This window comes from Photobacterium makurazakiensis (genome assembly GCF_050336715.1).
GTDB classification, from domain to species: domain Bacteria; phylum Pseudomonadota; class Gammaproteobacteria; order Enterobacterales; family Vibrionaceae; genus Photobacterium; species Photobacterium makurazakiensis.
Genome location: NZ_JAKJSJ010000013.1, coordinates 59,616 through 80,484 on the forward strand (window position 1 = coordinate 59,616; position 20,869 = coordinate 80,484).

The 20,869-nt window shown below is 46.8% G+C and carries 20 protein-coding genes; 18 read left to right on the plus strand and 2 right to left on the minus strand.

Annotated elements, in window-relative coordinates:
* The first annotated feature begins 89 nt into the window (after nt 1-89).
* The 10 genes from ftsY to glpD all read left to right on the plus strand — a co-directional run bounded on the left by ftsY (nt 90) and on the right by glpD (nt 9,933).
* Nucleotides 90-1,436 carry a signal recognition particle-docking protein FtsY gene (ftsY, locus tag L4D09_RS05810; RefSeq protein ID WP_428456547.1) on the plus strand — a complete coding sequence of 449 codons (1,347 nt, stop codon included), beginning with the start codon at nt 90-92 and terminating at the stop codon, nt 1,434-1,436.
* A 3-nt stretch (nt 1,437-1,439) separates the two neighbouring features.
* The gene (gene ftsE, locus L4D09_RS05815; protein ID WP_428456548.1) at nt 1,440-2,108 is read left to right on the plus strand and encodes a cell division ATP-binding protein FtsE; all 669 of its coding nucleotides are present in this window, start codon (nt 1,440-1,442) and stop codon (nt 2,106-2,108) included.
* On the plus strand, nt 2,098-3,024 hold the full coding sequence (gene ftsX, locus L4D09_RS05820; RefSeq protein WP_428456549.1) for a permease-like cell division protein FtsX: 927 nt from the start codon (nt 2,098-2,100) through the stop codon (nt 3,022-3,024). The genes ftsE and ftsX overlap by 11 nt, the downstream gene beginning before the upstream one ends.
* A gap of 122 nt (nt 3,025-3,146) precedes the next feature.
* Nucleotides 3,147-4,007: an RNA polymerase sigma factor RpoH gene (rpoH, locus tag L4D09_RS05825; protein WP_428456550.1), complete on the plus strand. Its 861-nt coding sequence runs from the start codon at nt 3,147-3,149 to the stop codon at nt 4,005-4,007.
* 170 nt (nt 4,008-4,177) lie between these two features.
* Nucleotides 4,178-4,447 carry a hypothetical protein gene (locus tag L4D09_RS05830; protein ID WP_428456551.1) on the plus strand — a complete coding sequence of 90 codons (270 nt, stop codon included), beginning with the start codon at nt 4,178-4,180 and terminating at the stop codon, nt 4,445-4,447.
* 27 nt (nt 4,448-4,474) lie between these two features.
* Nucleotides 4,475-4,804, plus strand: a complete 330-nt coding sequence (gene glpE / locus L4D09_RS05835) for a thiosulfate sulfurtransferase GlpE (protein ID WP_428456552.1) — start codon at nt 4,475-4,477, stop codon at nt 4,802-4,804.
* A gap of 59 nt (nt 4,805-4,863) precedes the next feature.
* Nucleotides 4,864-5,709 carry a rhomboid family intramembrane serine protease GlpG gene (gene glpG / locus L4D09_RS05840; RefSeq protein ID WP_428456553.1) on the plus strand — a complete coding sequence of 282 codons (846 nt, stop codon included), beginning with the start codon at nt 4,864-4,866 and terminating at the stop codon, nt 5,707-5,709.
* A 265-nt stretch (nt 5,710-5,974) separates the two neighbouring features.
* The gene (glpT, locus tag L4D09_RS05845; RefSeq protein ID WP_428456554.1) at nt 5,975-7,345 is read left to right on the plus strand and encodes a glycerol-3-phosphate transporter; all 1,371 of its coding nucleotides are present in this window, start codon (nt 5,975-5,977) and stop codon (nt 7,343-7,345) included.
* 116 nt (nt 7,346-7,461) lie between these two features.
* Entirely contained in the window at nt 7,462-8,223 is a 762-nt protein-coding gene (locus L4D09_RS05850; protein WP_428456555.1) for a DeoR/GlpR family transcriptional regulator, read from the plus strand.
* Between the two features lie 195 nt (nt 8,224-8,418).
* Nucleotides 8,419-9,933 carry a glycerol-3-phosphate dehydrogenase gene (gene glpD / locus L4D09_RS05855; RefSeq protein WP_428456689.1) on the plus strand — a complete coding sequence of 505 codons (1,515 nt, stop codon included), beginning with the start codon at nt 8,419-8,421 and terminating at the stop codon, nt 9,931-9,933.
* Nucleotides 9,934-10,013: 80 nt separating this feature from the next.
* On the opposite strand, the gene L4D09_RS05860 is transcribed toward glpD, so the two are convergent.
* A complete protein-coding gene (locus L4D09_RS05860; protein ID WP_428456556.1) occupies nt 10,014-10,424 on the minus strand; it encodes a flagellar basal body-associated protein FliL in 411 nt (136 codons plus the stop codon).
* A 169-nt stretch (nt 10,425-10,593) separates the two neighbouring features.
* Between L4D09_RS05860 and L4D09_RS05865 the strand changes: the two genes are divergently transcribed.
* Together L4D09_RS05865 and ubiA are read left to right on the plus strand one after the other, a co-directional pair.
* Nucleotides 10,594-11,139, plus strand: coding sequence for a chorismate lyase (locus tag L4D09_RS05865; protein WP_428456557.1), 546 nt, complete (start codon nt 10,594-10,596; stop codon nt 11,137-11,139).
* Entirely contained in the window at nt 11,136-11,987 is an 852-nt protein-coding gene (ubiA, locus tag L4D09_RS05870) for a 4-hydroxybenzoate octaprenyltransferase (protein ID WP_428456690.1), read from the plus strand. The genes L4D09_RS05865 and ubiA overlap by 4 nt, the downstream gene beginning before the upstream one ends.
* Before the next feature lie 167 nt (nt 11,988-12,154).
* Here the strand turns inward: ubiA and plsB are convergent, their stop codons facing one another.
* Entirely contained in the window at nt 12,155-14,605 is a 2,451-nt protein-coding gene (plsB, locus tag L4D09_RS05875; RefSeq protein WP_428456558.1) for a glycerol-3-phosphate 1-O-acyltransferase PlsB, read from the minus strand.
* Nucleotides 14,606-14,884: 279 nt separating this feature from the next.
* On the opposite strand from plsB, the gene lexA reads away from it, so the two are divergent.
* From lexA to L4D09_RS05905, 6 genes are all read left to right on the plus strand, one after another.
* Entirely contained in the window at nt 14,885-15,505 is a 621-nt protein-coding gene (lexA, locus tag L4D09_RS05880; RefSeq protein ID WP_428456559.1) for a transcriptional repressor LexA, read from the plus strand.
* 114 nt (nt 15,506-15,619) lie between these two features.
* Nucleotides 15,620-16,417 (plus strand): class I SAM-dependent methyltransferase, encoded by a 798-nt coding sequence (locus tag L4D09_RS05885; protein WP_428456560.1) that lies wholly within the window; start codon nt 15,620-15,622, stop codon nt 16,415-16,417.
* 205 nt (nt 16,418-16,622) lie between these two features.
* Nucleotides 16,623-17,768, plus strand: coding sequence for a cytochrome c oxidase subunit II (coxB, locus tag L4D09_RS05890; RefSeq protein ID WP_428456691.1), 1,146 nt, complete (start codon nt 16,623-16,625; stop codon nt 17,766-17,768).
* 11 nt (nt 17,769-17,779) lie between these two features.
* On the plus strand, nt 17,780-19,387 hold the full coding sequence (ctaD, locus tag L4D09_RS05895) for a cytochrome c oxidase subunit I (protein WP_428456561.1): 1,608 nt from the start codon (nt 17,780-17,782) through the stop codon (nt 19,385-19,387).
* A gap of 11 nt (nt 19,388-19,398) precedes the next feature.
* On the plus strand, nt 19,399-19,956 hold the full coding sequence (locus tag L4D09_RS05900; protein ID WP_428456562.1) for a cytochrome c oxidase assembly protein: 558 nt from the start codon (nt 19,399-19,401) through the stop codon (nt 19,954-19,956).
* Nucleotides 19,957-19,965: 9 nt separating this feature from the next.
* On the plus strand, nt 19,966-20,868 hold the full coding sequence (locus tag L4D09_RS05905) for a cytochrome c oxidase subunit 3 (protein ID WP_428456563.1): 903 nt from the start codon (nt 19,966-19,968) through the stop codon (nt 20,866-20,868).
* Nucleotide 20,869 lies beyond the last annotated feature (1 nt).

Here is a 20,869-nt window from a genome sequence, read left to right on the forward strand (position 1 = left end):
ACCTTAAGATGCGCGATTTAGGAAACCTCTTAAGGTATACACTTGTTTTTAAGCTGCAAATTGTACCAATCAAGCCCTAGGATTTGCCAATGGCAGAAAAAAAGAAACGCGGATTATTTTCGTGGCTGGGTTTTGGCTCTGAAGAGCAAGCCGAGCAAACCGAACAAAAGAACACTCATGCGGATGTGGATGCTGACGCAGATATAGCCAAAGCAGCAGCCGAGGCAGAAGCAGAAGCGGTAGCTAAAGCAGCAGCTGAGGCAGAAGCAGAAGCGGTAGCCAAAGCAGCGGCCGAGGCAGAAGCGGAAGCAGTAGCCAAAGCAGCAGCCGAGGCAGAAGCAGAAGCGGTAGCCAAAGCAGCAGCCGAGGCGGAAGCAGAAGCGGTAGCCAAAGCAGCAGCCGAGGCGGAAGCAGAAGCGGTAGCCAAAGCAGCGGCCGAGGAAGAAGCCGAAACTGATCCTGCTATCAGCAGCGTCAGTCACGACGACGTTGTAGAACAAGAAAAACCAAAAAGTGAAGGTTTTTTTGCTCGTTTGATGAATGGCCTGAAAAGAACTAAAACTAATTTTGGTTCTGGTTTTATGGGGTTGTTCCGCGGGAAGAAAATTGATGATGAGCTGTTTGAAGAGCTGGAAGAGCAACTACTGGTTGCTGATGTCGGCATGGATACCACGCTAAAAATCATTGAAAACCTGACCGACAAAGCAAGTCGTAAAGACATGCAAGACGGTGAAGCATTGTATGGCTTATTGAAAGATGAACTTGGTGAGATGCTGGCAAAAGTTGAACAACCCTTGGTTGTTGACACTAGCAAGAAGCCGTTTGTTATTTTAATGGTTGGCGTGAACGGTGTGGGTAAAACAACCACTATCGGTAAACTGGCCAAGCAGTTCCAGAATGAAGGCAAGTCTGTCATGTTGGCTGCAGGTGATACATTCCGTGCGGCAGCCGTTGAACAGCTTCAAGTCTGGGGTGAGCGTAATGATGTCCCAGTTGTTGCTCAGCATACTGGCGCCGACAGTGCATCTGTGATTTTCGATGCGATTGAATCGGCAAAAGCAAAAAATGTGGATGTCGTGATTGCCGATACCGCAGGTCGCCTGCAGAATAAAGGCAACCTGATGGAAGAGCTGCGCAAAATTGTGCGAGTGATGAAAAAGGTTGATCCTGAGGCTCCACATGAAATTATGCTAACAGTCGATGCAGGTACGGGGCAAAATGCCATTAGCCAAGCAAAACTGTTTAGTGATGTTGCGCCAGTCACGGGGATCACCCTGACTAAACTCGACGGTACAGCGAAAGGTGGGGTTATTTTTGCCATCGCGGATCAGTTTACTATCCCAATCCGCTATATCGGTATTGGTGAAGGGATCGAAGATTTACGTCCTTTTGCTGCTGATGAGTTTATTGAAGCGCTATTTAGTGACGAGGAATAAATCGTGATTCGGTTTCAGCAGGTAAGTAAAGCTTATCGAGGTGGGCGTCAGGCCCTGCAAAAAGTAGACTTTCATCTGCAACCCGCAGACATGGCGTTTTTAACCGGGCATTCAGGTGCAGGTAAAAGTACTCTGCTGAAACTGATCTGTGCGATTGAGCGTCCTAGTGACGGTAAGATTTGGTTCAATGGCCACGATGTTACTCGGATCGACAATAAACAGATCCCGTTTTTACGACGTAATATTGGAATCATTTTTCAAGATCATAAACTGCTAATGAATCGCAGTATTTATGACAATGTTGCGATGCCATTACGGGTGGAACAGGCCCAAGAAAATGAGATCAAGCGGCGGGTCTCGGCTGCGCTTGATAAAGTCGGCCTGCTGGATAAAGCGCGTTGTTTACCGATCCAACTTTCAGGTGGTGAGCAGCAGCGTGTAGGCATTGCCCGTGCGATTGTTAATAAGCCACTTGTCCTATTGGCCGATGAGCCAACAGGTAATCTTGATGCGGCTTTATCTAATCAAATCATGGGGTTATTTGAAGAGTTTAACCGGGTAGGGGTAACCGTGTTAATGGCAACCCATGACACCTCGTTATTAACAACTCATAACTATCGCCGACTGGATTTACATCAGGGAATGCTAAGGGAGATCGCCCGTGGCGCGTAACAAAACTGGTTTTTTCAGCTTGCATAAACAGCAATGTAAGCAAGCACTGACTGATATGTTTCGCCGGCCATTAGGGAATATTTTAACCCTAGCGGTTTTAGCCTTTGCATTAACCTTGCCGGCGAGTTTCTATCTGTTTTCAAAGAACATTACCTTGGTCGCTCAAGTATGGCAAAGCCCTACGCAATTAACGCTATACCTAGAGCAGGGAACGACAGAGGCCATTGCTAACAACGTGCGTGATCAGCTAACGAGCCGCGCAGAAGTGGCCTCGGTTGAATATATTTCTCCGCAACAAGGTCTTGCTGAATTTAGACAACAAGCGGGTTTCGACCAAGCGCTGAGTTTGCTAGATGATAATCCCTTACCGGCGGTACTGATTGTCCGTCCGCAACAAGCATGGCAAACCAGTGATAAAGCCAGTCAACTGGCGGCTAAACTTCGCCTCGAAACAGCGGTAGAAGAAGTCAGGTTAGACAGTGATTGGCTGCAGCGCCTCGACGCGATTAAGCAATTGGCGACAACCTTAGCAATACTCATTTCTGGTTTGATGCTTTTTGCTGTTTTCTTAATTGTCGGCAATACGTTACGTCTTCAAGTGCTCAACCAAAAAGATGAAATTCAGGTCATGAAACTGGTCGGGGCTACCGATAGTTTTATACTCCGCCCCTACCTATATACCGGGGCATGGTATGGCATGATCGGTGGTACGGGGGCATGGATTTTAACGGCCTTAGTCACAGTACTGCTTGATGGGGCGGTGGCAACGCTAGCTGATTTATATGCCAGCCAGTTCCGTTTGGTCGGGCTAAGCTGGGATGAAACCATGATCTTGTTAATGATCTCGGTATTCCTTGGTTTATTGGCTGCGCGCCTTTCTGCAGGACGCCACCTAAAAGAAATTGAACCTATCTGACGTTTTTCGTTCTATAAATAGTGTAAATTACGCCACCGACTTGCAATGACGTTCACTTTCGGGGCATTATTGCGGGTTCTAGCAATTTCGCTTTGGTACAAAAAACACACGGGGTTTGTTGAATGGCACAAGAGATGACTTCAATGGCTTTAGTTTCTGCTGATAGTCTGGATAGTTATATCCAGAGCGTTAACGGCTATCCAATGCTGTCAGCGGAGCGGGAACGCGAGTTAGCTGAGCGTCTTCACTTTGATGGTGATATTAACTCAGCGAAAGCAATGGTAATGTCACACTTACGCTTTGTTGTGCATGTCGCACGCGGCTACTCTGGTTACGGCCTGCCAATGGCTGATTTGGTTCAAGAAGGTAATATTGGACTAATGAAGGCGGTTAAGCGCTTCAACCCAGAAGTTGGCGTTCGTTTGGTATCGTTTGCTGTTCATTGGATCAAAGCTGAAATTCACGAATATGTGTTACGTAACTGGCGTATTGTGAAAGTTGCGACCACCAAGGCACAACGTAAATTATTCTTCAATTTACGTAAGTCGAAAAAACGTCTAGGTTGGTTTAACAACGCTGAAGTCGAGATGGTTGCAGAGCAACTAGGTGTCGACGCCAGTGATGTGCGGGAAATGGAATCGCGCTTGGCTGCCCAAGATCCTGCCTTCGAAATGCCATCAGAAGATGATGATCGTGACAATAGCTACACAGCACCCGTTTATTTTCTTGAAGATAAATCTTCAGATGTAGCGTTGGGCTACGAAGAAAGTAATTGGGAAAGTCATGCCAATAATCGCCTGTCATCTGCGTTAGCTGGGCTTGATGAGCGTAGCCAACACATTGTTCGCTCTCGCTGGCTTGAAGATAACAAGTCCACATTGCAGGAACTGGCTGATCACTACGGTGTCTCTGCTGAGAGGATCCGTCAGCTAGAAAAAAATGCGATGAAAAAGCTCAAAGAAGCTGTGGGTGATTCAATCTAGGATCTTTAAAAACTATCCACAAATCGGATTTCAAAAAAACCAGCCATTGGCTGGTTTTTTTATGCTAAAAATCTGAGAGATAGTTCACAGAACAGGTGTGATTGAGGATATCTCGTAGGTTTTATCCACAGCTTTTATTATGATCCTAACTACATATAGTGGATCCTTTTTTGAAGAAACACATTATCAACGCAATCCACAGCTTTTTCCACAGCTGGTTGAAAATTGAACTCTGTCGTTCGTGCCGTGATTATCTCGATAACATGAGCCTTGCCCTGACTGGCTTTGAGCAGTATGTTCAGGAAAGGATTAACCCATACATTCTCGATGGGGTTGTGAGTAACTTGGTGGGGTACAATAGAAGTAAGCCTGAATGGATGCCCGATCTTAAAAGCGGACGATCGTCACGTTTTGACCGTTCGAAGGATCGTAGCGTTTGATCACAATAATAGAGAGTCAGTACCGAAATGGATCAGTTTGAACACATTAGCGCCGAGCAGGCGTACGAATTACTTTGCCAACAAACCTCAAATGCCGTGCTGGTCGATATTCGAGACCCGCAATCACACACCTTGGCTCACCCTGAAGGTGCCTTTCACCTAACCAATGATACAATGGTCGCCTTTATGGATGAGGTGGATTTTGAGCAGCCTGTTATCGTGATGTGCTATCACGGTATTAGTAGTCAAGGTGCGGCACAATACCTTATCAACCAAGGGTATGACTGTGTTTACAGTCTTGATGGCGGTTTTGATGCTTGGAAGCGCCAATCATACCCATGTATTCAAGCCGCTTAAGAGAGTAGGCCTTGCCTGTTACTCTTGGCGTCATATAGACCGACCCAGTGGAGAGTGGAATGCAGCGCTTAGCCGGATTAAGTAACCCGCGTCAGGCACAGGCTTTTATTGATTATATGGCCTCAAGGGGGATCGCTTTGAGCCTTGCGCCAGAACCTGAAGGGCGCTTTGCAATTTGGCTCGAAAATAGTGAGAACTTCGTTGAGGCCGAGGCCGAACTTCACTTGTTTTTAGCTGACCCTAGTGCAACTAAGTATCAAGCCGCCTCGTGGGAGGTTGCAGAAAGCCGTACTGCTCAATTTTATTACAATAACCCAAACCTGCTGAAATTAGTGAAATCACAGGCGGGGCCATTTACCCTGATGGTAATGGCCGTATCGATAATTATCTATGTGTTATGGCTATTGGGAATGCGAGAGTCAATCTTTTCCCTGATGCATTTTCCGGCAATGAATGGCGATCAGTGGCAACTTTGGCGCTTTTTCTCCCATTCATTGATCCACTTTTCCACCATGCATATTGTGTTTAACTGCCTATGGTGGTGGATCTTGGGTGGTCAGTTAGAGCAACACAGTGGCGTTGCTAAATTGGTACAGGTGTTTTTGATCTCCGCGCTGGTTTCTGGCTTCGCTCAATTCTGGTTGAGCGAGCCGGCCTCAAGCATTTACTTTGGTGGCTTATCTGGGGTTGTATATGCCTTAATGGGTTACATTTGGTGGATGGGCTGGTTAAACCCGCAACAAGGGTTGTCGCTACCTCGCCCTTATGTCGCTTTCATGTTGGCTTGGCTCGTGATTGGCTTTGTTCAACCCTTTATGGCAATTGCGAACATGGCACACCTGTTTGGGTTACTCAGCGGCTGTGGTTTAGCCTTGTTTAACGTTAAGGCTCGCTCTTCATCGTAAGACTTATTCCGATTCATGGAAGGTGAATGCAGATCCTGCGTTCACCTTTTTTGTTTATATGTCGTCACTGATCAAGTATTTAGATAAAAAGCTGCAAAACCGTCCTTTATCCTAGTGAATATCTCTGCATATTTGATTCTATTCACATTTAATTACCTTTTTTAGAGCAATAATTTGCGTTCACTGCGCAATGTTGGTTACTTTCGCTCACCTTGCGCTCGTTTGAACAAAATAACGTATAAACAATATAAAAAAGGAACATCATATGTTTGGTATTTTTACACCAGCTATGCATCGGGAGCGTCTACCCGATGGGCAGGTGGACTCTACTTACAAACGTCTTCGTTGGCAGCTCTTTATTGGTATTTTCTTTGGTTATGCCGGGTATTACCTTGTTCGTAAAAACTTTAGCTTGGCAATGCCATACCTGATTGAGGAATATGGCTACAGCCGAGGTGATCTTGGTGTGGCACTGGCAGCCGTTTCGATTGCTTATGGCTTATCTAAATTTTTGATGGGGAGTGTTTCGGATCGTTCTAACCCGCGCTACTTTCTCGCCGCGGGTTTAACGATGTCAGCGTTGATTATGCTGTGCTTCGGTTTTATGCCGTGGGCAACGGGCAGCATCGCGGCCATGTTTATTCTATTGTTCCTTAATGGTTGGTTCCAAGGCATGGGTTGGCCTGCTTGTGGCCGAACCATGGTGCATTGGTGGTCACGCAAAGAGCGGGGCGAGATAGTTTCGGTGTGGAATGTTGCCCATAACGTGGGCGGTGGCTTAATTGGGCCGATGTTCTTACTGGGCCTGTGGGCATTTAATGATGACTGGCGATCCGCTTTTTATGTACCGGCATTTTTTGCTTTGTTGGTTGCTGCCTTTACCCTGCTAGTCATGCGCGATACCCCCCAATCTTGCGGTCTTCCTGCGATTGAAGAGCATAAAAATGACTATCCTGATAGTTACGATGCATCGCATGAACAAGAGATGACGGCGAAGGAAATCTTCTTTAAGTATGTATTTAACAACAAGCTGCTATGGTTTATTGCAATTGCCAATGCCTTTGTTTATCTGATCCGCTATGGCGTTTTGGACTGGGCACCAGTTTACCTCAGTGAAGTGAAAGACTTCTCGGTTGATAAATCATCATGGGCTTATTTCTTATATGAGTGGGCGGGTATTCCGGGCACGCTATTGTGCGGTTGGATGTCAGATAAATTCTTCAAAGGTCGTCGTGCGCCTGCCGGTATCTTGTTCATGGTGCTGGTGACGGTTGCTGTTTTGGTTTATTGGTTTAATCCAGCAGGTAATCCAACGATTGATATGATGGCGTTGGTGGCTATCGGCTTCTTGATTTACGGCCCTGTTATGCTGATTGGTTTGTATGCTCTGGAGTTGGCACCGAAAAAAGCGGCAGGTACCGCGGCGGGTTTAACGGGCTTATTTGGTTACCTTGGCGGCGCCGTTGCGGCAAACGCCATCTTGGGTTACACCGTTGACCATTTTGGCTGGGACGGTGGTTTTATGGTGCTTACTGCATCATGTGGCTTATCCATTTTCTTCCTTGTTTTAGCCTTGATAGGTGAAAATAAAGTGCATCGCGAGCGCCTTAGTGAGCAAGCACAACAAAATGGATAATTGAAGGCGCCATCGTTGGCATCTTTAGGTGGCACTAGGTAATATGCTAAGGCTTCGCAATTGCGGAGCCTTGTTTTTATGCCAGGGTTTTGGATGAAATAGGAGCCGCACCAGCAGTGAAGCAGAGCAAACGCCATCAGGAAATTATTGACCTCGTTAAAACGCAAGGGTATGTCAGCACTGACGATCTCGTTGAGCGTTTTAATGTGAGCCCACAAACTATTCGTCGCGACCTTAATGAGTTGGCTGCTGATAATAAAATTCGCCGTCATCATGGTGGGGCAACGATCCCGTCCAGCTCGGTGAATACATCGTATAGCACACGTAAAGTGATGCAGCTGACGGAAAAAGACAACATTGCCCAAGCAATGGTGCAACATATCCCTGACGGGGCAACATTGTTTATCGACATCGGTACAACACCTGAAGCTGTCGCCCGTGCGTTACTAGAGCATAGTGACTTACGCATTGTGACGAATAACCTTAACGTTGCGAGTATCTTAACGGGAAAAGATGATTTTCGCGTGATCCTTGCCGGCGGTGAAGTACGTAATCGCGACGGCGGCATTGTCGGTGAGGCGACGTTAGATTTTATTTCCCAGTTCCGTTTGGATTTCGGTATTTTGGGGATCAGCGGTATCGATCTTGATGGCTCGCTGCTTGACTTTGATTACCATGAAGTACGGGTAAAGCAGGCGATTATTGAAAACAGTCGTTGCGTTATGTTGGGGGCTGACCATACTAAATTTGGCCGTAATGCGATGGTGAACCTTGGTGATATTAGCCAGGTTGATATGCTGTTTACCAACGCACAGCCACCAGAGCAATTGGCAAAGCGTTTGGCCGAACATGATATCCACACTGAGATTATTCTTTAGTTTTAACGCTAATGATGAACAGCTAAACAGGCGGCCTTAGGTCGCCTTTTTTTTGCCAAAATGTTATCACGGTCATGAATATGTGAAAAAACGAAAATATAAATGATGATCTTAATCAATCAATCACCTATTATGTTCGTTATCGAGCATTTATGCGCGTTTTGGAACTTTTATATTTTCGGTTGGGGTGAATGCATGGCTGTGGCAAGTGATATTCTAGACATTATTGTTGTGGGTGGCGGGATCAATGGAGCAGGCATTGCAGCTGATGCTGCGGGTCGCGGTCTAAATGTTGGTCTATATGAAGCGAAAGACTTTGCCTCAGCAACCTCTTCGGCCAGCTCAAAGTTAATCCATGGTGGATTACGCTACCTTGAACACTATGAATTTCGCTTAGTCGGGGAAGCATTGGCTGAACGTGAGGTACTATTACGTAAAATACCTCATATTGCCCGACCAATGCGCTTCCGTTTACCGCATCGCCCTCACTTACGTCCGGCATGGATGATCCGCGCGGGGTTATTCCTTTATGATAATCTCGGCAAGCGCACGACATTACCTGCAAGTCGTAGCTTAAAATTTGGTTCTGATTCTGTGTTGGTGCCAGAAATCACCAAGGGATTTGAATATTCAGACTGTTGGGTGGATGACGCCCGTTTAGTCGTACTAAATGCGATGGAAGTGGCAGAGCGTGGTGGTGAAGTACGTAACCGCTGTAAGGTTGAAAAGGCAGTGCGCCAAGATGATCTTTGGCTGGTAACGCTGCGAGATATGCTCACGGGAGAAGTCCTTGAGCGACGTAGTCGCGCTCTGGTAAATGCCGCGGGCCCTTGGGTTAAAGAATTTTATGATCAAAGCTTAGACACCCCTTCGCCGCGCAATATCCGCTTGATTAAAGGTTCGCACATTGTTGTGCCTCGTGTGCATGAGCAGGAGCAGGCGTATATTTTGCAAAATGAAGATAACCGTATTGTCTTTGTTATTCCGTACCTCGATCGCTTTTCTATTATCGGCACCACGGATGTCGAGTATCAGGGCGATCCACGAGAGGTCGCGATTGATGAAACTGAAATCGGCTATCTGCTTGATGTTTATAATCACCATTTCATGAGTAAGCTAGCGCGTGAAGATGTTGTTTGGACTTACAGCGGGGTACGCCCACTATGCGATGATGAGTCAGACTCTCCGCAAGCCATTACCCGTGACTACACGCTGGATCTTGAACAGCAAGGCAATGAAGCGCCATTGTTGTCGATTTTTGGTGGCAAACTAACGACTTATCGTAAGCTAGCGGAAAGCGCGATGAGTAAGTTAAATCCTTTCTTCCCGGCGATGAAACAGCCTTGGACTGCTGATAGCTTTTTGCCCGGTGGTGAAGCTGGATTTGACGCCAAATGGCGGATCAAAATGCTCACACGTACCTACCCATGGATGACATCGCTAACGGCAACACGCTTGGTCACAAACTATGGCAGCCGAACTGAACCACTCTTGGTTGGGGTGAAGCAGGAGTCGGATATGGGTCTGCATTTTGGCGAAGGGTTTTATGCGCGTGAGCTTGATTACTTGATTGAGCATGAGTTTGTGTGCGATGCCGAAGATGCCCTATGGCGCCGCAGCAAGGTCGGACTGTATCTCAATGAACAGCAAAAGCTGGCAGTGGCTGAATATATTGAATCCCAACGTGCGGCTCGGCAACCAGCAGCTTAACGGTGTGTGATACCAAGTCAAAAACAACAAAGGCGCTTTTAAGCGCCTTTGTTGTTTTTAAGAGACTGGTTCTGCGAGTCTTATTGGTAAAGGTACTTGGTAAATAGCAGCTCGGTAACAATTTTCTGGTTAGTTTCGGTGATCAGCAGTTCATTGACTTTCGCCAAGCATGCCTGACGAATTTCTTCTCTTCCTGCCAGTGACTTAACACGGGCTTCCGATTGCTGACTTATGATACTGATTATGGCATCACGGATTAATGGGGCATGGTGATCAACATATTTAACCAACTGGGGATCGGCAACCATTAAATCAACTTGTAGACGCAAGTACCCCAGCGTTTTACCTTGCGTGATGTAATTGGTGGTGATATCTGGGGCAAGGGTGTAGTAAGTGTACTGTGCTGAAGGGGCGCTTGTTTCTGCCCAAACAGGTAAAGAGGTCGTAAATGCTGCAAACAGTATCATGATGCTAGAGAGAATTGATTTCATTAGTACACTCATTGGGTTACATGTTTTTCTGGTGATGAATTGCCATCTTTCGATCGTAACGATATTCGTACACGTTACAGCTTGCTACAATAGTGTTTCTTCATGGTAATAAATTAACTGGATTCTACCAAGCATTTGATCTGTTATTGGTCGAGTTTTTATTGGAAAAATGTCGAAATTCAAGCAGTTGTACAAGCCCTTGCTGGATGGTGCCCAATGGCAAGCACCGCACGAAGCAGCTATAGAAGGGACTGAGTTTGGGCATTGGTTGCTTGAACTTGATTCGTTATCCCGTCGTTTTGAGCGACATTGTACTCAATTTACAGTGTCATTGATTGAACAGGTAAAAATAGAACAAGAACAGCTTCAACCAGATGAGCGAGCATTAATTGGCGATAGTGCCTGTTTGCTCCGTAAAGTTGTGCTGTTGGGTGACGGGCAACCTTGGGTGTTTGCTCGTACTTTGATCCCTGTAACAACATTAACAGGGCAAGAACAAGATTTAGCTCAGCTCGGTGAAATGCCGTTGGGCTTTCGTATTTTTACTGATCGCACTGCCCGCCGAGATGCCTTGGTGGTTGCGAATGTCAGCACTGGTCCAGACCCGCTGTGGGCGCGTCGCTCTCGTTTATGGATCAATGATAAACCCATGCTGGTGGCCGAATTATTTTTGCAGGATGCACCTATGTATAAGGAGACTCAACATTGGAAATGACCAAAGCGAAAGCATTTTGGCAGTTAGCACGCTTTGATCGCCCGATCGGGAGTTTATTGTTACTGTGGCCGACACTGTGGGCGTTATTTTTAGCCGCTGATGGCATTCCTGATCCGCATGTGCTGGTGGTATTTGTACTTGGTGTGATTTTCATGCGAGCGGCAGGTTGTGTCATCAATGATTTTGCCGACCGAAATTTTGATGGTCATGTTAAACGCACGGCGAAGCGACCAATGCCTTCTGGTAAGATCTCTGAACGTGAGGCTCTGGCCCTGTTTGGCTTGTTAGTGCTAGTGTCTTTCTTGCTAGTGTTAACCATGAACACCTTGACGATCATGCTCTCTGTCGTCGGGTTAGTGCTGGCCGCAGCATATCCGTTCATGAAGCGTTATACCCATTTGCCTCAGTTGGTGCTGGGCATAGCGTTTGGTTGGTCTATCCCGATGGCATATGCCGCTCAAGCGGGTGAGTTGCCTTTGGTCGCTTGGTTGTTGTTTGCTGCGAATATTTTATGGACGATTGCCTACGACACGTTATATGCAATGGTTGATCGTGATGATGACTTGAATGTCGGGATCAAATCGACTGCAATTTTATTTGGTCGTTTCGATAAGATGATTGTCGGTTTGCTTCAGTTGGGAACCGTCGTGTTGTTGATTATTATTGGCGCACTACTTGCCTTACCGCAGATATATTTCTGGTTATTGTTATTGGCTTCTTCATTGTTTGTCTATCAACAAATGCTGATCCGTGGTCGTGAGCGTGAGCCATGTTTTAAAGCGTTCCTCAACAATAACTATGTCGGTATGCTGGTGTGTATCGGGATTGCAATTAGTGTGTGTTGGTAAACGCCCTCGTTCATATTGAAAAAAGCGCCTATGGGCGCTTTTTTTATGAGTGATGCACTTTGCCGTGCCGAAAGATGTAGAGCGGTAATACTTTTAAGCTTGATATAGATATAAAAACGGGCTGCAAGGCAGCCCGTTCGTCTTTTTATGTTACGGAGAAGCCAGCATTAAGCGTTGGTATCATGCTCTTCAATACGCTCTTCACGGTTCATGACTGCCTGAATTGTCAGCTTAACTTCCGGTGAAACCAGGGCTGCGAGTAAATCGGCAAGGTGCTCCACAGGTTGTGACACCGCGTGGCAATCTTCGTTGAGGTAGCCTTCGCTGCGCAATGTTTTTACTAACGTGGAGAATACGCCTTTATCAAAGAATTCCGGCGCATTAATGCCGTGTAATCGACTTAGTCGTTGCGCCATCATCTGGCTTTGCTGCTCTAAGTCACTTTTCATTAGCTGTGGTTCAGAACGAAGCAGTGTCAGTGCGATTGCATAACGTTGTAATGTTTCGGTGATCGTACGCCCCAGCAAATGCAGTGGGCCGATACGCGCGTTATTAAGCGCGATGTCATCACCGTCACGTAATACTAAACGTTGACGAACCAGCTCTTCGATTTGTGATTTAATGACCGCGTCAAGTTCGCTGTCATCAAAGCGCAGGAATAGCTCTGCTTTTAGGAACGGGTAGAGCAGTGTTACTTGCTCTACAATCGCGCGCGCAGGCAGTCGTTGATGCTGGATCACAATATTGGCGATCAATGATGGCAACGCAAACAAGTGAATAATGTTGTTACGGTAATAGGTCATCAGAATCGCTTGCTGGCGATTTAGTGACACCATTTCACCAAGGCTGTCACGATCAACCACAAACTTATCCATCTCGATAGCATGTTCAACCATCGTTTTGGCGTCTTCATCAGGCACGGTGAATTGATCAGAGTACGGCACATGGCGCATCAGCTGTAGGTAACAGTCAATTTGTTGTTCCAGCTCTTCTCGGCTTAACGCACGTTGGCGCGATGATAACAATGCCAAACCACACAGGGTGAGGGCGTTGGTCGCCGCCGCATCATTAATGTGAGTCATCATTTTCACCGCTAAATCGTTCACCACAGGGTTTAACCATTGTGGACGCTGAGGCTCGATAGGGTTGATGTCTTTATGCCATTCTGGCACGTGCTCGTTAAGGTAGTGGTTGAGTGGGATAGGCTCACCAAAGTTAACGTAGCCTTGACCAAGGTTACGTAGCTTACGCAACATACGGACAATTTGGCCAAGATTTTCTTTTTCTTTTCGTTTGCCTTGCAGCTCTTTGGCATACGTGGCGACTTCCATAACATGCTCGTAGCCGATATAAACCGGTACTAATGTCACGGGGCGGTTAAGGCCTCGCAACATCGCCTGAATGGTCATTGATAGCATGCCAGTCTTGGCAGGCAATAGTCGCCCGGTACGAGAACGGCCACCTTCGCTGAAGTATTCTACCGAGTAACCCTTAGCAAACAGTTCGGCCAGGTATTCACGGAAAACCGTTGAATACAGGCGGTTGCCTTTGAAGCTACGGCGGATAAAGAACGCACCGCCGCGGCGGAAAATTGGCCCTGCGGGGAAGAAGTTCAAGTTGATACCAGCAGCAATATGTGGCGGCACAAGTCCTTCGCGGTATAAAACATAAGACAGCAGTAGGTAGTCCATGTGACTACGATGGCACGGAACATAAACAATTTCATGACCATCTTGTGCCAGTCTACGTACTCGCTGGGCATTATTAATGTTAAGCCCCTGATAGAGCTTATTCCATAACCAGCCAAGGAAGCGCTCACCATGCTTGATCAGTGGGTATGAGAAGTTTGTCGCAATTTCTTCCATCATATCGATGGCTTCTTTACGCACTTTCTCTATTGGCACATCTCGGTTAGCTGCTTCTTCTGCAACGACCTTTTCGATGGCTTTAGATGCCAATAAGCGTTTGAACAGGGCTTGGCGATCAGGCAGTTTTGGCCCCGATGCGGCAAGTTGTTGACGTGAAAAGTGAATGCGTGCAACACGTGCGAGTTTGTTGGCAATTGAGTCATCAGTACCGTGATGGTCTGCCATATAGCGTAGTGAAACGGATGGGCTTAAACGCACCATACAATCGCGGCCGTGGCCCAAGATGGTAAAGAGTTTCTCAGGGCCATTCAGCGGTCGTAGGATCGGGCGGTGATTATCTTCTTTGCCCGGTTTGCGGCCCCATAAGATAGAGGCTGGCACGACTTGAATATCAAGCTCGCTGTCTTGTTTATGTTGCTCCAGTAGAGCGGTAAATAGCTCGATAGATGCCTGCGGTAATTCACTATTAGAGCCAAAAACACTTGGGCCGTCTGAAATATAGACATAGCGAGTGTAAAGTTGACCGCCGATCTCAAGAGGAGACAAAGGGTCAGGTAAGCCTAGCTTTATGGTGCTACTGCGCAAGGTCATCAGATCGGTATTGGAGCGGAACGGCAGGATATAAACAATCGGTCGTTCTAAATCAAGCTCTAGGTCGGTAACCGGATCTGCGGGGATTGAATGGGTTTTAACCAGCAGAGAAAGCGGCAAATCCAGTATTTTTTGATAGATTTTCTGCCAACTTGACATATTTTGTATTAGCCTCGAATTCTTAATGCGAGGCAAGGATAGCAGAAAAAGAGAGGCTATAAGCAGCGAAATAGCACATCTTGATAGGGAAATATCATTTTAAAGATCGTTTTTAGCTATTTTATGTTTGGTGTCAAATAGTAACCGATTATGTATTTTGAGTTTGCTGGCTTTGCCTGCATTCCGGCTAAAATTGCTGTTTTCCTAAACAATGGCCTTTTCAAGCGACTTAACACTGGATATACTCACAGTGGACTGTATAAAAAGACAGGGTAGGATATGAAGCCGTTAACGCCGCGCCAACAAGAAGTCTTTGATTTAATCAAAGCAAAAATTGAAGATGCTGGAATGCCGCCAACACGTGCTGAAATAGCCCGTGAATTAGGTTTCCGCTCTGCCAACGCCGCTGAGGAGCACCTCAAGGCTTTGGCCCGTAAAGAAGTCATCGAGATTATCCCAGGAGCCTCTCGAGGGATCCGCTTACTGGTTAATAACGATGAAACTAATGAGTCTGGCTTGCCATTGATTGGCCAAGTTGCTGCCGGTGAGCCCATTTTGGCTCAAGAGCACGTAGAGACCCATTACGAGGTTGACCCCACTTTATTCAAGCCTCGTGCCGATTTCTTGCTTCGCGTAAATGGCATGAGCATGAAAGACATTGGTATTATGGATGGCGATCTGCTTGCTGTGCATAAGACTCAGGATGTCCATAACGGGCAGGTTGTTGTTGCGCGTGTCGATGATGACGTGACGGTGAAGCGGCTAGAGAAAAATGGTTCTCAAGTGTTGCTACATGCTGAAAACGACGACTTTTCACCGATAGTGGTTGATCTAAATGCTCAGCATTTGAGTATTGAAGGCATTGCTGTTGGGGTGATCCGCAATACCGACTGGATGTAATTACCACACAGCATTTTATGCTGAATGTGTAGTGGGTCGTAAGAATGTTATGTCCAGACTTTGCATTTGGTAATGATAGTCATTATCATCTTCTTTACTTGCTAGGAGATGATGATGACAGATCCCACACGCTACGATATCCCATCCGACCTGCTCCAACCTCTTTGGCTCCGTAGCCGCGAGAGCTTGGATGATGATCGTTTGATCTATGATCCTGTCGCGGCTGTTGCATGCCGTCAGTGCAGCCTCAAGCCTGACTGCCTTTCTGGCTATATTTCGGAACAGCAATTACTGCATGCGAGTTTGGCCAGACTGTGTGATCGCCAGGTTAAGCATTTTCTTCGCCGTCATCCAAATGGCCGCATCATTAATATCGGTGCCGGTTTAGATACCCGTTTCTACCGAATTGATAATGGTTTATGCCGATGGTTCGACATTGATATCACCGAGAACCTACTTTGGCGGCAGCGATTATTCCATCGCAGTGAGCGTTATCGAATGGTGACGGGTTCTATTACCGATCTGGCTTGGCTAAATGAGTTACCTAATACTGCAGCGACGCCAGTGCTGATCTTATGCGACCAAGCATTACTACACTGTGATCATGCTGCGGTATCCCGTTTTCTGCAGACCGTTGGTTGTCATTACGGCCAAGCTGAAGTGTGTGTGGTGTTGGCTGGAAGCTTGAACCACACGGCATTGGCTAAAAAAATGGGGGGTGGTGATTATTTACATGGTTACGTCGACCCACAACGGCAGCTACTAGATTGGTTACCGTGGGCGGCGTCGGTCAGCCGCTATAGTCCATTAGATAATCCGTGCTCTCGCTGGCGGTCGTGGCAGCGTTGGATCGCGAAAATTCCTAGCTTGAAATACCGTCTATTACCCACGCTTATGCACATTCATCTATAGAGTTACTTACCCTCCATATCTATCACTATCATGTTGGGTTCTTTCATGACCTGAATCATGTTTTTTTCCTGCTAATTTATTGGTATTACGTCAAACCTGTCCTAAGTTAATTGTAAACAGAGTGTTAATTAAGCTGTGCGATTTTTCGCCTCCTAGTGTTGGAGGTGCTTAAAAACAGGAAAGGACAGGAGGGATCCGGGTGATGATGATTCGCCAATTGATCTGCGTTTTGGGCGCTTTATTTGCTGTGCCGTTGTACGCCGAAACTCAATCTATGACGCTGAATATGACTCAAGGGGTAACTGAGGTCAGTCAGCGTGTGTTTGAACTTCACATGACCATTTTCTACATTTGTGTAGTGATTGGTTTGGTGGTGTTTGGGGTGATGTTTTGGGCCATTATTCATCACCGTAAATCCAAAGGAGCGGTAGCCGCTTCATTTCATGAAAGTACCAAAGTTGAAATTCTCTGGACGGTGATCCCGTTTGTCATCCTGATTGTGATGGCAGTGCCTGCCACGCAAACGCTGCTAGCGATGGAAGATACCTCAAAGGCGGATATGACAGTGCAAGTCACGGGTTCACAATGGAAGTGGCATTACAGCTACTTCGAAGAAGACGTCCAATTTTATTCACACCTCGCCACCTCTTCAGCACAAATTACCAATCAACGTGAAAAACGCACGAATTACCTGCTAGAGGTTGATCGTCCGTTGGTACTGCCCATTGGTAAGAAAGTCCGTTTTCTGATCACATCGCAAGATGTTATTCACTCCTGGTGGGTACCAGATTTTGCGGTGAAGAAAGATGCAAACCCAGGTTTTATTAATGAAGCGTGGACCCGTATTGATAAGCCGGGGATATATCGCGGGCAATGCGCCGAGTTGTGCGGTAAAGATCATGGCTTTATGCCGATTGTCGTTATCGCGAAATCTCAGAGCGATTATGACGATTGGTTACAAATAACCAAAGTGGCTCAGCATGAAGCACGAGAAGAAGAACAACGCTTGCTGTCAATGCAAATGTCGATGGAAGAGCTGATGGATTTGGGTGAAAAAGTCTATAACACCCGTTGTGCGATGTGTCATCAGGCCAATGGTCAGGGCATACCGGGTGCTTTTCCTGGATTGGCTGGAGAAGGGGTGTCTATCGACCCTGCGGCTAAGTTAGAGCATGTCAGTGTGGTCGTCCATGGTCGTCAAGGAACGGCCATGCAGGCCTTTGGGCCTCAGCTCAGTTTGAAGGAGTTGGCGGCAGTGATCACGTATGAGCGTAATGCGTGGGGAAATAATACGGGTGAAACGATCCAAGCTGCGGAAGTGCAAGCTGTTATGGACGGTGAAGACTTTTAGGGAGAGTAACAATGACGGATATGTTACGTGAGCAAACCGAGGTCGAGGAAACCCAGACCGAGCATGAGCATCACGATCACCACCAAACAGGCTTAAAACGTTGGTTGTTTACCACCAATCACAAAGACATTGGTTCACTGTATTTAATGTTTAGCTTTGCCATGTTTCTGATTGGTGGGGCAATGGCGATGGTGATCCGTGCTGAGTTGTTTCAGCCTGGATTGCAATTAGTGGAACCTAACTTTTTTAACCAAATGACCACCGTTCATGGCCTGATCATGGTTTTTGGTGCGGTTATGCCTGCATTTACCGGTTTGGCAAACTGGATGATCCCAATGATGATTGGTGCGCCGGATATGGCGTTGCCACGAATGAATAACTGGAGCTTCTGGATTTTACCTTTTGCTTTCAGCATGTTGTTAGCTTCGTTATTTATGGAGGGTGGCGGTCCAAACTTTGGCTGGACCTTTTATGCGCCATTATCGACGACGTACAGCCCTGAAAGTACAGGCTTGTTTGTTTTTGCTATCCATATCATGGGAATAAGCTCCATCATGGGGGCGATCAATGTCATTGTCACAATTGTGAACCTGCGTGCGCCGGGCATGACTTACATGAAGATGCCTTTGTTTGTTTGGACATGGCTTATTACTGCCTTTTTACTTATCGCGGTTATGCCGGTGCTGGCCGGGGCAGTAACCATGGTACTGACCGATAAGTATTTTGGCACCAGCTTCTTTGATGCGGCTGGTGGGGGTGATCCGGTGATGTTCCAGCATATTTTCTGGTTCTTTGGTCACCCTGAAGTCTATATCATGATATTGCCGAGCTTCGGTATTGTTTCAGCGATTATCCCCGCATTTTCACGTAAAAAACTCTTCGGATATAGCTCAATGGTGTACGCCACAGCATCCATTGCTGGTTTGAGCTTTTTGGTTTGGGCGCACCATATGTTCACCACCGGAATGCCTGTGGCCGCAGAGCTGTTCTTTATGTATTGCACCATGCTTATTTCAGTGCCAACAGGGGTGAAGGTGTTCAACTGGGTCGCGACGATGTGGCGTGGCTCGTTAACGTTTGAAGTGCCTATGCTGTTTGCCATCGCCTTTATTGTGTTGTTTACCATCGGCGGTTTCTCTGGGTTGATGTTGGCAATTACACCTGCAGACTTCCAATACCATGATACATATTTTGTCGTGGCACATTTCCACTACGTGCTGGTGTCGGGGGCCATCTTCTCGATTATGGCCGCGGCCTATTACTGGCTACCCAAGTGGACGGGCTATATGTTTGATGAGAAATTGGCGAAATGGCATTTCTGGTGCTCAATCATTTCAGTCAATATCCTCTTTTTCCCAATGCACTTCCTAGGGTTAGCGGGTATGCCGCGTCGGATCCCCGATTATGCACTGCAATTTGCTGATATTAATGCGGTGGTGAGTATCGGTGGTTTCATGTTTGGCTTATCTCAGTTTATTTTCCTTGCGGTCGTGATTAAGTGTGCTCGTGGCGGTGAAAAAGCCGCAGCGAAACCGTGGGATGGTGCAGAAGGGCTGGAGTGGACCGTGCCATCACCTGCGCCACACCATACATTTTCAACGCCCCCTAAAATTGATTAGGAGATGGTGTTATGGCATCTAAATCGAGTACTACGGCGAAAAACAAACAGCGATCGGTATGGTCGCTGGTGTTGATGTCTGTGCTGATGTTTGGCTTTGCGTTTGCACTTGTTCCACTGTATGACGTGTTTTGCGACATTACGGGTATTAACGGTAAAACAGCAAATATAGCGGTTGAAAGTAGCGATCGCGTTGATAGAAGCCGAGAAGTGACCGTTGAGTTCGTGTCTTATATCAATCCCGGCATGAAGTGGACATTTGAGCCTGAAATCAAGTCGGTGGTCGTTAATCCCGGCCAAACCCACACCATTAATTACAAAGCGCGCAACCTGACGGCAATCGAAACGATTGGTCAGGCAGTGCCTTCTGTTAGCCCCGGTTTAGGGGCGAAGTACTTCAATAAAATTGAATGCTTTTGCTTTAATCATCAGCCTTTAGCGGCTGGAGAGACAGCCAGCTTACCGCTGGTGTTTTATGTCGACCCAGAGCTGCCTGAGGACATTAATACCCTGACATTGGCTTATACCTTATACAACGCCAAGCCGGTTGTGACGGCGAAAACACAATGAGGTTGAATAATGGCGAATCCATATTCTGAACACGATGAATCAATGAAAACTCCACATGAGCACTACTATGTTCCTGAGGCCAGTGCATGGCCAATTGTGGGGGCTATCGCACTATTTCTGATTGCCATGGGGGCGGGAGCAACTGTTGGTAATTTGTTTAATGGACAAGGGCCGTGGTTGTTATTAACTGGCGCTGGTTTGCTATTACTGATGCTCATTGGCTGGTTTCGAGATGTGATCACCGAGTCGATGGGGGGACTGTATAGCCACCAGATGGATCGGTCTTTTCGGCAAGGAATGAGCTGGTTTATTTTCTCGGAGGTGATGTTTTTTGCTGCCTTTTTTGGGGCGCTGTTCTATGCCCGAATGATTGCAGTGCCTTGGCTAGGGGGGGCTGGCAATAATGAAATGACCCATGCAGTACTGTGGCCCGAATTCATTGCCCAATGGCCATTAGTCACCACCCCTGATGGGGGCGTCACTCAGGCAATGGGTCCGATTGGACTTCCTTTATATAACACTCTGATTCTGCTCACCTCTTCGGTCACCGTTCATTTTGCGCATACAGCGCTAGAGCAAGATAATCGCCCACGCTTAAAGTTATTTTTGTTACTGACCGTTCTGCTCGGGTGCTTGTTTGTGTATCTGCAGGGGGTGGAATATATTCACGCTTATCAAGATATGGGGCTAACGTTAGATTCAGGGGTATATGGGAATACTTTCTTCTTACTAACTGGGTTCCACGGGATACACGTTTCATTAGGAACGTTGATTCTGTTTATTGTGTGGCTGCGGGTTTTGCGTGGACATTTCACCCCAGAGAAACATTTCGCGTTTCAAGCTGGCGCGTGGTATTGGCATTTTGTTGATGTGGTGTGGCTGGGCTTGTTTGTCTTTGTCTACATCCTTTAAC